This is a genomic window from Alcanivorax profundi, from assembly GCF_003597125.1.
Lineage (GTDB): Bacteria > Pseudomonadota > Gammaproteobacteria > Pseudomonadales > Alcanivoracaceae > Alcanivorax > Alcanivorax profundi.
In genome coordinates this window covers 47093-60018 of sequence record NZ_QYYA01000006.1, presented here as the reverse complement: position 1 = coordinate 60018, position 12926 = coordinate 47093, and the positions used below count along the sequence as shown (strand labels likewise).

Here is a 12926-nt window from a genome sequence, read left to right as displayed (position 1 = left end):
GGTTCGTTATCGCGATTGGCGATCGTGCCATGCGGGTTTACCTGCAACAGGAATGGGTCATGACATTTCAGACGATCCCCGTGCTTCGCATCTTTGATGTGGAGAAAGCAAAAGCCTTTTATCTGGATTTTCTCGGCATGAAGGTAGAGTGGGAACACCGGTTCGAGGCGGATTATCCTGTGTATATGCAGGTGTCGAGAGACGACTTGGTGTTTCACCTGAGTGAGCATTCCGGTGATGGAACGCCGGGGTCCAAGTTGTTCGTGAAGACGGCGGATCTGGAAGGGTTGTACCGGGACATCATGGCCAAAGGGTATCGATACTGCCGCCCGGACATTTCCGTTGCCCCTTGGGATAGCCGGGTTTTTGAAGTCGTGGACCCGTTTTCCAACCGGATTCTTTTTAGCGAAGGTTAGGGTTTCACGCCGTGGGGCCTTGGCGCTGTACTGCCACTCACAAAAAACCGCGCGGCGGCGCGGTTTTTTATGGGCAATATTCCGATCCGTATCAGAAGCGGCCGTTCAGGCCCAACCCAAGATTGGTGACTTCATCGCCACTGCGGTCGACAACTCGCATGTACTCGACGCTGACGAACATGTTGTGGGTGATGGTGACATCAACCCCAAGGCCGAGGGAGATGTCCTTGTAGTTTTCCCCGTCACTGCTACCGAAACGGTTTTCTTCGGTGGTTTCCATATAGGTCAGGCCGATCAGACCGTAGGGGCGTACTGGCAGGGTGTTGGGGAATTGGCCACGGAAGTAGGCGCCGTAGTAACGGTCGATTTCCACATCGACGCCATTGCTGAGTTCGTCGTCCCCCATGCCCAGCCCCAGACGCAATTCGCCGCCCAGGGTTTCATCCTTGTTGATCCAGCTGCCGAACTTGAATTGCACGGCCTCGGGTTTGGCACTGGCGGTGGTGTTGTCCGGTTCGATCTTGCTGCTGATGTAATCAAGGCCGGCGAAACCACCTGCGTTGGCACACAGAGGCAGTGCCAGGGTGGCGGCAATCAGGGCTTTCTTCATGATCTCTCCCGCAGGGTCTGTAGTCACAACGATGTCATGTGAGAGATTGTAGTGAAAAGCAGCGCCTTCGGCGACTGATAGGAAATGGCGCCCCGGGCGGGGCGCCGTCGCAACCGGTATGGCTTAGTGGTCATGACCATCATGGTCATGTTCGTCACCGTCTTCATGCGCTTCCCCCAGCCCGGCCCAGGCCAGTGCGGCCGGTGGGAAATTGAGGGCGAGCGGAGTTTCAATGCTGCCTTCTTCCAGGTGGATGACAACAATATTCTGGTTGCCGGCATCAGACAGGAAGGCGTGGGCGGGTTCACCTGCCACGGTCATGGAGACGCGGCTGCCGTGGCCGCTTGATGCGGGTGCGGCGCTATCGGGGTCAATGGCATCTTCAAGATGGGCGTGCTCGCTCCAGTCGGCGGTGTCGATGATGCGAAGATCGCCGGTATCGTCCAGCAGGACCAGATGCTCGGCATGGGGATCAAGGCTGTGATTATCCAGGGAGACCGAGGCCCCTTCTGTCCAGTCGAGCTCAGTTGCCGAGGCGGTATCAGGATCAATGATCAGGACGCGATCACCGGCGTAACCAACAAACTCTGCCAGTTCATGGTGGCTGTCGAAGCTGCCGACACGCTCGCTGCCAGTGAGGCCCAATGTCGCATTGCTGACATGCTGGGCGGTGAAGTCCTCACCGTCCTGATGCACGATCAGTACACCGTCGCTGCAGCCGAAAATAGAGTAGTCTTCGTTGGAACCGGCTCCGTGAAGGTCCGGGCAATCCAGGCTGATGGTGTCTTCCTTGTGGTAGTGATCATCGTGCTGATGGTATACGTCTACCTTTTCCGGCAGGCCTGAGGCGGCGGTGCGGAACGTGGCCAGCAAGATGTCGCCACGAGGTTCAGCGACACCATGGTGGGCGCTTGCCAGAGTCTGGCTGGCTACGCTGCTGGCGGATTCCAGGGTGTCGTCGGTGACGACGTCAACCTCTGCCATCAGGCTGCTACCTGCATCACCGTCATAAAAAATGGCGGCTTGTTCACCGTGGACACGGTAATGGGTGGGGGCCGGGCCGGTCAGGGTTCCGGCGAAGCCGGGAGCGACTTCGTCAACATGGTCGTCATGGTAATACAGGCCGCCATCCACGATTTGTACCTGGTTTGCAGTACGCTGGAGGGCCAGCACAAAGCGCTTGCCAGGGCTGGTGTAAAGTGCGCTGGGTGCGTTATCCAGAGCCAGGGAACCGGGCAAAAGTGCGCCTTCCTCAAGGTCGTAGACGTACAGCTGGTCGCCCGCGCCATCCCGGGAGGCGATGACCAGCCGGCCGGGATGTTCGCTGCTGCCGTGGTCATGTTCGTCTTCGGCGCTTCCCAATGAACTGGTGCCCGTCTCATTACAGCCAGCCATCGCCAGCGCGACGACCAGTGACAGGGGCAGGGCGGCGTGGTGTTTCAGGTTTTTCATCATGCGTTGCATGGTGTTCTCCAATTCGGTGTTGTCGTGCCTGGCGGATAAAGGCGCCAGGCGAGTTGCCGTTGTGATGTGCGGCGTCAAAATTCGATGCGGGTGCCTACCGTGAGATTGCGACCCGGTTCCGGCACGGTGCTGGCAAGGAAGGAGGCGTGATTGAATACCTCTTCGCCAAGCAGGTTGTTGCCCCGCACAAAGAAGGTGTAGCGCTGGTCACCGCGCAGGCGGTAGCTCAGGGTGGCGTTCACCATGTCATAGGAAGGGGTGGTTTCTTCGAATCCGGCGATCTGGTCCTGTGCGAAACTGCGGTAGAGTTCCAGCTCACCGTCAAAGTGACCAACATAACTCGTCAGTCGGGTGCCGGCACGCTTGGCAGGAATGCGAGGCAGATAGCCGCCGTCATCGAAGGTGGCGCGCACCATGTCACCAAAGACGGTGATGCCAAGCCGGTCGATGCCGTAGTAGCTCACCGAGCCTTCGGCACCAGTAAAGGTGGCGTCGCGCTGGCTGTACTTGATCAGACGGAAGTCTTCCTGCTGGTCCAGGGTACGGGCATAAATGTAGTTATTGATGCGGTTTTCAAATACCCCCAGATCGAACAGCCAGTCCCCTTCTGTTTTACGCAGATTCAGGTTGGCGCTCAGGCTGATTTCATCATCCAGAAGATCCCGCGGGGTACCACCGCAGTCGCTGAGCAGGCCACACTCATAGGTATTGGTAGCCAGATGGACACCATCGGCATAGAGTTCCTGCGCTGAAGGCGCGCGACCGGAATGGGTAGCCGACAGTACCAGCTCGTAACCGGGCGCGAAGCCCCAGTTCGCCGCGCCAGAGAAGGATGCATTATCCGCTGTGACTTTCAGCAAGGTGTCACCATCACGGGCATCCGGTGTTTGCGTAAGGTGTTCCTGGCGGGCACCAAACTCAAATGACCACTGATCGTTGAGGGTGTATTGCTCTACCACAAAGAGGGCAATGGACTCGGTTTCCGTTCTGGGAACAAAAGCCTCTGACCCCAGCGAACTGAAATCAAAGTTTGTGTATTGCAGGCCGACCACGCCACGCCAGTTTCCCAAGGGCGCATGCTCCACTTCAAGGCGCGCATCTCCACCTTTGTTGGTGAAGGTGCTGCCGATCTCGCCCTCTTCAATTTCGTGATGGCGATAATCGGTGTGGTTGCCCCGAAACCGGATAGAGGCAATGCCTGCGAAGGGATTCCGGTATTCGCCGCGGGCATCCACCCGGCGGCTGGCCAGATCCACGTAGGGAACCACCTCGCCATGGTCATGATCATGGTCATGATCCTCGGTGGGGCAGTCGAGGGATGTGCCATTGGCTTCACATTCCTCAAACTCATGGCTATGCCCTGGCAGACCGTAGTTATCACGGCGGTAGCTATAGGCCAGGCCGAAATACCCTTGGTCCCCGATCCACGATGCACCAATGCTGCTGTTATCGCTTTCCGCATAGGTACCCGGAACGGTCAGGCTTTCAAAGCCGTTGACCTCATAGTCATCAGCATCACGGCGGCTACCTTCTACCCGGAATACCAGATGATCGGTGGCGGAAAAGGTCACGCCAGCAGCAGTTGCGTTTTCATCGGCGACGGTGTTTGCCCGGGCTCCAACGAAGCCCTCCACGCCGTCACGGGGGCGCTGGGTGGGGATACGGTTATCCAGCACATTTACTACCCCGCCACTTGCTCCGCTTCCATACAGAAGGGTGGAGGGGCCGCGCAGCACTTCGATCTGTCGCGCCAACATGGGGTCGACGGTAACAGCGTGGTCGGGGGAGATGGTGGAAGCATCCAGCACCTGCGAGCCATCATTAAGGACGCCCACACGAGGCCCGCCCTGGCCACGTATGACCGGACGACTGGCGCCACCGCCGAATGTATCGCTGTGTACGCCCGGTTCGCTCTTCAGTGTTTCGCCCAGTGTGTCTTCGTTTCGGCTGATAAGACTTTGCTGGTCCATCACCGAGTAGGGGGTGCTGACACTATCGCTACCCAGTGGCAGGGCAGAGACGTTCACCTGCTTCAGCTCATTGACGGTGTCGTCCTGGGTAGACGCATTGTTGTCTTCGGCCATTACAGCTGCTGGCGCATTCAGCACCGCAGCGACGCCCCCGGCCAGGGCCAAGCGTCGAAAATTCATGATTACCTCTGTCTTTACCGTTCATGCAGGGCATGAGCGCGCCGTATTGCCATGCAGGCAAGGGCGCTGTACTAGCCGCAGTTCGGCTGATACCCGTGATTGCGGAACTGTCGGATGAATCAGGGACGGTTCAGACAGCGGCCGGAGGGCCGCGGGGAGGATATTGGCTGCGCGATTCACTGCGCTGAAGCCGGGAGGGGCCCGTGACCGACGGCGTGGGCTCCACGTGCCCGGCGGTTATCGGGAAAAAGAGTGTTGGCAGTGCCAGCAGCCCTTGGCCGTTGGTGCATACCTGGCAGTCCGCAGGGGCCAGCAGCTCTTCGTGGGGGCCATGACCGTCGCTCAAGATATGCGACGGTGCGTGCCAGGCCAGCAGCAACTGGGCAAAGCCGAGCGACAGGATCAGTAACAGGGGGAGGGTGCGGTGACGCAGGCTCACGGTGGGGCCTCTCCCGATTCTGCCGGCTCGGTGCCGGGCACGTAATCGAAGCCTCCGGGATGCCAGGGGTGGCACTTGCAAATCCGTTTGACTGCCAGAGTCCCTCCTCGCACGGCACCATGCAGCTCAACCGCCTGCTTCGCATAGTGCGAGCAGCTCGGATAGAAGCGGCATTGGTTGCCTGTCCAGGGACTCAGCACCTTCTGGTATACCCAGATAATGCCAAGCAGCAGTGGTTTCACGGATCGCGATCCTGAGTTGTTAGGTTATAACATGTATGTAAAAAAGCATGATAAAGCCTGAGGCACCGGATTTTCCAGTTTTCCTTGCAGTCATATCTACCCTGTTACCTTGAAAGGAGTATGACATGGAGAGGTCAGGCGTTACGAAATGGTTTGCGGCAGGGTTGGTGGTCGGCAGTTTGGTATGGGCGCCGATGGCTCAGGCTGCCGGCTGGGAGCCGGTCAAACAGGGTCAGGGACGTACGGAGGTAAGCACCTACGAAAAGGACGTGGCCGATAGCCCGGTGAAGGCATTCCGGGGGGTGACTGAGGTCAAGGCACCGGTACTCAGCGTGCTTGCGGTGCTGGCCGACGCCCAGGCCTGTGCTGAATGGTTGTACCAGTGCCAGTCGCTGGAGTTGCGTGACAATGATCAAGCCTATATCCGCTTCAAAGGTATCTGGCCTGCAAAGGATCGGGATGCCTTGATTCAGACTCAGACGACACAGAACGCTGACGGCGGCGCGATTACTATCGCATCCCGCAAGGTGGATGGTGAACCGCAACATGATGGCTACGTGCGTGTGGCCGCTCTGCGCGACCGCTTTGTGTTGACGCCGCTGGATGATGGCTGGACCCGTATCGAGTTCGAGACCTTGATCGATCCGGGCGGTAATGTGTCGTCAGTGGCCAATGTGATTTCCAATCAGGCACCGAAGGAAACGCTGCAAGGCCTGCGGAAGCTGGCCGGCAGTGACGCTTACCAGGGGGCCAAGCTGGATCAGGCACTGGTGCGTTACCCGGCACTCAAGGGCATGGTGTTGCCCGAGAGCCACCAGCCTGATTGAGCTCCGCATAACGGCATCATGTTCACATCGTTGCACTGTGTGTCCGGGACAATCCGCTGGCCGGAACTTGTCTCCGGGATACTGCCGGGCATAATGCCTGGCGCATTTTCTGGCAGGAGAATAAATCGTGAGAGCGTTGTTTCTGGCTCTATTGGTAGTGGCAGGCCCATTGTGGGCGGAAGACTGGAAGACGACCCATCAGGGGCAGGAACGTGGGGATATCTTCACCTATGCCCGTGAGGTGGACAATAGCCCGGTGAAGGCCTTCAAGGGCATTGTGGAAGTCAAGGCGTCCATGGCGTCGGTGCTGGCGGTGCTGACGGGAGTGGACAACTTTGGTGAGTGGATCTTCCAGATAAAAGGCGCCGAGCGGTTGAGTGCGGATCACCAAGAGCGTATCCACATGCGCTTCAAGGGCATCTGGCCGGTCTCTGACCGGGATGTGGTGCTCGCCAATACCCTCACACAGGAATCGGGCTCGGGTACGATTATCTTGCATAGCGTTAATGCCGAGGGGTTCCTGCCCAAACAGGACGGGTATGTGCGTATTCCCGCCTTGGATAATCAGTTTGTGCTGACCCCGATGGAGGACGGCTGGATACGTGTCCAGTTTGAGACGTTCGTGGATCCCGGTGGCAGCGTGCCCGTCTGGTTGGCCAACCTGGTGGCGACCCGTGCGCCCTACGAAACGCTGGAAGGATTGAAGGAACAACTGGAGAAGCCGCGCTTTGCCAATGCGCGCCGCGAAGATCTGCCGGCACTGCCGGGAATGGATCAGCTGGAGTGGTAAAAGTCGTTGTCAGCGATGAGCTCCAAGGAAAAGCGACAACGCGGACAGGAGGTGGCGTAAGCGGAAGACAAAGCGGCCGCGTTACGCGATTGTTGGTCTTTGTGGGAGCAGGGTCTCCTGCAGCGCCTGTCTGATCTGGGCTGGGCGCTGCAGGGGGTCACCAGCAGGCCGGTGTCTGCGGCGGGGTTTCACATAACCCGACAGGCCCCAGCACAGCTTGTCTGTCGCTTTTTTCCATCGCTTACAGCTTATGGATAGCAGCTGATCTTACCGGCTCCAGCGGGTCCCTTCGCGGGTGTCTTCCAGCTGGATACCGGCGTCGGTGAGTTGCTCGCGGATCTCGTCGGCGCGGGCAAAGTTCTTGTCTTTCTTGGCCTGGGTACGTTCGGCGACCAGGGCATCGATTTCGTCGTTGCTGAGGCCGTCCTCGCTGGCGTTCTTGTTCTGGAACCAGGCGGTCGGCTCGACGGTGAGCAGGCCGAGCAGGTCGGCGGCGGCCAGCAATTCGGCTTTCCGCTTTGGCTTGTCTGCCAGCGCCGCTTTGTTCAGCTCGCCAGCAATGGCGTGCAGGGCGCTGACTGCTTCCGAGGTATTCAGGTCGTCCTTCAGGGCTTCCAGTACCGGGTGGTTATCCGGCAGCTGGTAACCGGCTTCAGGTTCCACGGTTTCACCCCGCCCAAGCAGGGCGTAGTAAAGGGTATCCAGCCCTTTCTCTGCATTTTCCAGCACGTCGGCAGAGAAATTCAGCGGCGAGCGGTAGTGACTGGAGACCAGCGCAAAGCGCAGGATCTCGCCGTGGTACTGGGTCAGCAGATCACGCACCAGCCGGAAGTTGCCCAGCGACTTCGACATCTTCTCGCCGTCGATGTTGATGTAGCCATTGTGCATCCAGTAACGCACGTAATCGGTGCCGTGGGCGCAGCAGCCCTGGGCAATCTCGTTTTCATGGTGCGGGAAGATCAGGTCCTGGCCGCCACCATGAATATCAATCACATCGCCCAGATGTTTGTGGATCATGGCGGAGCACTCGATGTGCCAGCCGGGACGGCCACGGCCCCAGGGGGAGTCCCAGCCGGGCTGTTCCTCGGTGGAGGGCTTCCAGAGAATGAAGTCGCCAGGATGGCGCTTGTAGTCGGCCACTTCCACCCGTGCGCCGGCGAGCATGTCTTCCAGTTTGCGGCCGGACAGCTTGCCGTAGTCGGGCATGGATTCCACCGCGAACAGCACCTGACCATCCGCCTCGTAGGCGTGGCCTTTTTCCACCAGTGTTTCGATCATCGCCAGCATTTCCGGGATGTGATCGGTGGCCTTGGGAATGATGTTCGGAGTTTTGGCGTTCAGGGCGGCCATGTCGTCGAGGAACGCCGCGCTGAAGCGCTCGGTAAGTTCGCCGATGTCTTCGCCATTCTCCGCCGCCGCCGCGATGATCTTGTCATCGATGTCGGTGATGTTGCGGGCATAGGCCACTTCCGGGTAGAGCCGCTGCAGCAGGCGGTACAGCACATCAAACACCACCACCGGGCGGGCGTTGCCGATATGGACGAAGTTATAGACCGTGGGGCCGCACACATACAGGGTGATGCGATTGGGGTCCAGCGGAATGAAGTCGTCCTTTTGCCCGGTCAGGGTGTTGTGCAGCTTGAGGCTCATTTTTTATAAAGCTCTTTCGGATCGATGATCGGCGTTTTGTCGATGGTCACGCTGGCGGTGTCGGCTTTCCAGTAGAAGCAGTCGCGGCGGCCGGTATGGCAGGCGGGGCCGGTCTGATCCACGCTGACCAGCAAGGTGTCAGCGTCGCAGTCGATGCGCAGTGCTTTCAGCATTTGCATCTGGCCAGAAGATTCGCCCTTACGCCAGAGTTTGCCGCGGGAGCGCGAGAAGTAGCAGACGCGCCCGGTTGCCAGGGTTTCCTCGATGGCATCGCGGTTCATCCATGCCATCATCAGAACTTCCCCAGTGTCATGCTGTTGGGCAATGGCAGGAACCAGCCCCTCAGCGTTGTATTTGAGGTTGTCCAGGGCTTCCTTCAGGGGAAGCTGAAAGCCTTCGGGCTGGTGTTCATTGTCTTTGAACATGACGCCTCCGGGGCGAGTCAATCGGCCTTAGGGGCGCCGCATGAGAGGCGACGCGGGTCAAGGTTATCCTCGATGGCCCTCGATTCGCACCCCGGCGACGCCCCTGCAGCGGCCTCGATCAGATCGGCATACGGGTGGCTGCGGCCAGATTGGCCACGGCCTCGTCCAGGGCGAAGGTCTCGGTCGCCTGTGAGCCCAGACGGCGAATGGCCACCTGCTGCTCTTCCTCTTCCTGTTTGCCGAGCACCAGAATCACCGGCACCTTGGCGCGGGAGTGTTCGCGCACCTTGTAACCGATTTTCTCGTTACGCAGATCCATTTCCACGGTCACGCCGGCGGCTTCCAGTTTGGCTTTCACTGTTTCGGCGTAGTCATCGGCGGCGTTGGTAATGGTGGCAATCACCACCGGTACCGGGGCCAGCCACAGCGGCAGGTGGCCGGCGTGGTGCTCGATGAGGATGCCGATAAAGCGTTCCATGGAGCCCACGATGGCGCGGTGCAGCATGATCGGGCGCTGGCGCTGGGAGTGCTCATCCACGTATTCCGCGTCCAGGCGCTCAGGCATCATGGGGTCGAACTGCACGGTGCCCATCTGCCAGGCACGGCCGATGGAATCCTTGAGGTGGTATTCGATCTTGGGGCCGTAGAAGGCGCCTTCGCCGGGCAGTTCTTCCCACTGGACACCCGCATTGCTCAGGGCCGCCCGCAGGCCGTTTTCCGCCTTGTCCCATGCTTCGTCAGTGCCGATGCGTTTTTCCGGGCGCAGGGCCAGCTTGACCGAGATATTCTCGAAGCCGAAATCGGCATAGACGGCCATGGCCTGGCTATGGAAAGCGGTCACTTCGGCTTCGACTTGGTCTTCGGTGCAGAAGATGTGGCCGTCGTCCTGGGTAAAGGCTCGCACTCGCATGATGCCATGCAGCGCGCCAGAAGGTTCATTACGGTGGCAGCCGCCGAACTCCGCGTAGCGGATCGGCAGGTCACGGTAGCTGTGCAGGGCTGCGTTGTAGATCTGGACATGGCCCGGGCAGTTCATGGGCTTCACCGCGTAGGTCCGCTTTTCGGATTCGGTGAAGAACATGTTTTCCTGGTAGTTGTCCCAGTGTCCGGAGCGCTTCCACAGGCTCACGTCCATGATCTGCGGGCCTCGTACTTCCTGGTAGCCGCTGTTGCGGTACACCTTGCGTACGTACTGTTCCACCCTTTGCCAGATCGCCCAGCCGCGGGGGTGCCAGAACACCATCCCGGGGGCTTCTTCCTGCTGGTGGAACAAGTCCATTTCCTTGCCCAGCTTGCGATGATCGCGCTTGGCCGCTTCTTCAAGCTGTTTGAGGTGGGCATTCAGTTCTTTCTTGTCGCGCCAGGCGGTGCCGTAGATACGCTGCAGCTGAGCTTTGGTGGCATCGCCGCGCCAGTAGGCACCGGCGACCTTGGTCAGCTTGAATCCATCCCCAAGTTTGCTGGTGCTGGGCAGGTGGGGCCCACGGCACAGGTCGATGAAATCGCCCTGACGGTAGAGGCTCACTTCCTGATCGGCGGGCAGGTCGCGGATGATTTCCGCCTTGAACTCCTCGCCCTTGTCGAGGAAGAACTGCACGGCTTCGTCGCGGTCCCAGACTTCACGGCGGATTTCCTCGTTGCGACGCACAATGTCCTGCATGCATTTTTCAATGGCTTTGAGGTCTTCCGGGGTGAACGACTCTTCGCGATGGAAGTCGTAGTAAAAGCCGTTTTCAATGGTCGGGCCAATGGTCACCTGGGTGTTGGGGAACAGTTCCTGCACCGCTTCAGCCATGACATGGGCGGCATCGTGGCGGATCAGTTCCAGAGCGTCATCGGTGTCACGGGTGATGATTTCGACTGTTGCGCCTGTTTCGATGGGCAGATACACGTCGATCAGGGTGCCGTTGACCTTGGCGGCAAGGGCCTGTTTAGCGAGTTTTTTGCTGATACGCTCGGCGATCTCCAGCGCGGAAGCCGGCTGATCAAACTCCATGCTTGCCCCATCGGGCAGTTGGTAGCTGACACTCATGGTTGAAGGATCCAGGTGATTGGCTCAGAACCGGAGGATGGTAGGCAATCGGACGTTGTGCTTCAAGGAGCAAAGTGCCGCAGTTGGCGCTTGTCAGTGATTATTGGACATACGGCTGATAATTGTAGGCAACAAACATGCCTTTTGCCTGAATGAAAGCACCGCCTTATGCTTGATACAGGCCGGTTGCCCGATGAGACCGGCAAGAATGGACGTTTAACGGGAGCTGGATAGCCCATGACCACGCCTGTGCCGCACACGCAGACGACAACCGATGAGTCCCTGCTGCCCCGCCTGCTGAAGGTCGCCCAGCATCTCAGCGAGCAAAAAGATGTTCCCCGGTTGCTGGATACCCTGCTTCAGGAGGCTGGTTCGCTGTGTGGTGCCGATGCGGGGCTTGCCTGGTTGTACGATGATGCCCGGGAAGGGGAGGGTTTGCGTTGCCTGTGTCGGGCGCCTGGCGCAGCCCAGTTCCGGGAGGCCGCGCGCTGGTTCAGGCCGCTGGATGCCGGAGGCCTGGTAGAAGCCTGCTTTCAGGTTGGCGAACCCCAGACCGTGCTGCTCGCAGAACAGACGCTGCCCGAGCAGGATCACGCGGTGATGGAGGCACTGGTCCCTGAAGCCCAGGCCTTGCAACTGTGGCCGCTATATAACCATGAAGGGCGTGTCACAGGGGTCTTGCAGCTGCTCTACCGCAAAGCGGTTCCGCGGAACCTGCAACGCCTTGAGCATGGCCATCTGATCTTCCAGTCGTTGCTGACTTATGGGGGAATTGCGCTCAGCAACCTCAGTCAGGTGCAGGAGCTCAAGGAACTGTTGGATGCCTTTATCAAGGTGCTGGCCCAGGCTATTGACGCCAAGAGCCCCCACACCAGCGCGCATTGCCAGCGTGTTCCGGTGATTACCGAGCTGCTTGCCCAGGCGGCTTGTGAAGACGAGGGTGATTTCGCGGACTTTCAGCTCGATGAGGAAGGCTGGTACGAATTGCATGTGGCTGCCTGGCTGCATGACTGTGGCAAGCTGGCGACCCCGGATTCGGTGCTCGATAAGTCCACCAAATTACATACACTGCACGATCGCATTGATGAAGTCGCCAGCCGCTTTGCCACCCTGCGGGCAGAAATCCGATTCCAGTACGAAAAGGAGAGCGTGCAGACCCCGGAACTGGAACCTTCGTTGCGTGAGCGCATGGAGCAGGAAATCGATGCGCTGACGGCTGACCTCGCGTTTTTGGAGAGAATCAATCGGGGCGGCGAGCGCATGCCCCCAGAGGATCAGCAGCGGGTACGGGATTTGGCCCAACGAACCTGGACCGATGCCTGGGGGCAGTGCCGCCCGTTGTTAACCGAGGATGAGGTGAAAAACCTGTGCATTCCCCGGGGCACTCTCACCCCGGAGGAGCGGCAGATCATCAATGGCCATATGGATGTGACACTGGACATGCTGGGCTCGCTGCCGTTCCCGGCCAAGCTGAAACGGGTGCCGGAATACGCCGGTGGCCACCACGAAAAAATGGACGGTACCGGCTTCCCGCTGGGCCTGACCCGCGAGCAGATGTCCATTCCTGCCAGAATCATGGCGATCGCCGATGTGTTCGAGGCGCTGACCGCCAAAGAGCGACCCTACAAGACGCCGTTGAAACTCAGCGAAGCGCTGGCGATCATGCAGCGCATGCGCGATAACCATCATCTTGACCCCGACTTGTATCAGCTGTTCATCCGTTCGCGTGTGTGGCGCCGCTATGGCGAAATGCATCTGGACCCGGTGCAGCTGGACGTGGAGGATGGGGCGGCCTTTGCCTGACAGGCGCGGGCTGGAGGCTGAACGGCAGAGTGGGGGCGGTCGTCCGACCGTGCTTGCTGCGGCCGGCTCTTTATTCGC

Annotated in this window: 12 protein-coding genes; 4 read left to right on the top strand and 8 right to left on the bottom strand. The window is 59.4% G+C overall.

The genetic code is table 11. The annotated features are described in order from the left end of the window. The first annotated feature begins 59 nt into the window (after positions 1-59). Positions 60-416, top strand: a complete 357-nt coding sequence (locus D4A39_RS15390) for a glyoxalase superfamily protein (protein ID WP_022983737.1) — start codon at positions 60-62, stop codon at positions 414-416. Positions 417-507: 91 nt separating this feature from the next. Here D4A39_RS15390 and D4A39_RS15385 read toward each other — a convergent pair whose 3' ends face one another. The 5 genes from D4A39_RS15385 to yidD form a co-directional block, all read right to left on the bottom strand. Continuing rightward, a complete protein-coding gene (locus D4A39_RS15385; protein ID WP_022983736.1) occupies positions 508-1026 on the bottom strand; it encodes an outer membrane beta-barrel protein in 519 nt (172 codons plus the stop codon). 123 nt (positions 1027-1149) lie between these two features. Next, the gene (locus D4A39_RS15380) at positions 1150-2490 is read right to left on the bottom strand and encodes a hypothetical protein (protein WP_022983735.1); all 1341 of its coding nucleotides are present in this window, start codon (positions 2488-2490) and stop codon (positions 1150-1152) included. Positions 2491-2564: 74 nt separating this feature from the next. Further along, the gene (locus D4A39_RS15375) at positions 2565-4640 is read right to left on the bottom strand and encodes a TonB-dependent receptor domain-containing protein (protein WP_022983734.1); all 2076 of its coding nucleotides are present in this window, start codon (positions 4638-4640) and stop codon (positions 2565-2567) included. A gap of 130 nt (positions 4641-4770) precedes the next feature. After that, positions 4771-5079 (bottom strand): hypothetical protein, encoded by a 309-nt coding sequence (locus D4A39_RS15370; protein WP_022983733.1) that lies wholly within the window; start codon positions 5077-5079, stop codon positions 4771-4773. Next, positions 5076-5321, bottom strand: coding sequence for a membrane protein insertion efficiency factor YidD (gene yidD / locus D4A39_RS15365; RefSeq protein WP_022983732.1), 246 nt, complete (start codon positions 5319-5321; stop codon positions 5076-5078). Before yidD ends, D4A39_RS15370 begins: the two co-directional genes overlap by 4 nt. Positions 5322-5446: 125 nt before the next feature. Between yidD and D4A39_RS15360 the strand changes: the two genes are divergently transcribed. Beyond that, a complete protein-coding gene (locus D4A39_RS15360; RefSeq protein WP_022983731.1) occupies positions 5447-6148 on the top strand; it encodes an START domain-containing protein in 702 nt (233 codons plus the stop codon). Between the two features lie 127 nt (positions 6149-6275). Next, a complete protein-coding gene (locus D4A39_RS15355; RefSeq protein ID WP_022983730.1) occupies positions 6276-6938 on the top strand; it encodes an START domain-containing protein in 663 nt (220 codons plus the stop codon). 267 nt (positions 6939-7205) lie between these two features. Here the strand turns inward: D4A39_RS15355 and cysS are convergent, their stop codons facing one another. From cysS to thrS, 3 genes are all read right to left on the bottom strand, one after another. After that, on the bottom strand, positions 7206-8588 hold the full coding sequence (cysS, locus tag D4A39_RS15350) for a cysteine--tRNA ligase (protein ID WP_022983729.1): 1383 nt from the start codon (positions 8586-8588) through the stop codon (positions 7206-7208). Then, positions 8585-9013 carry a phosphoribosyl-AMP cyclohydrolase gene (hisI, locus tag D4A39_RS15345; RefSeq protein ID WP_022983728.1) on the bottom strand — a complete coding sequence of 143 codons (429 nt, stop codon included), beginning with the start codon at positions 9011-9013 and terminating at the stop codon, positions 8585-8587. Before hisI ends, cysS begins: the two co-directional genes overlap by 4 nt. Before the next feature lie 118 nt (positions 9014-9131). Further along, positions 9132-11045 (bottom strand): threonine--tRNA ligase, encoded by a 1914-nt coding sequence (gene thrS, locus D4A39_RS15340; protein ID WP_022983727.1) that lies wholly within the window; start codon positions 11043-11045, stop codon positions 9132-9134. Positions 11046-11282: 237 nt separating this feature from the next. Between thrS and D4A39_RS15335 the strand changes: the two genes are divergently transcribed. Next, on the top strand, positions 11283-12848 hold the full coding sequence (locus tag D4A39_RS15335; RefSeq protein WP_022983726.1) for an HD-GYP domain-containing protein: 1566 nt from the start codon (positions 11283-11285) through the stop codon (positions 12846-12848). Positions 12849-12926: the final 78 nt, after the last annotated feature.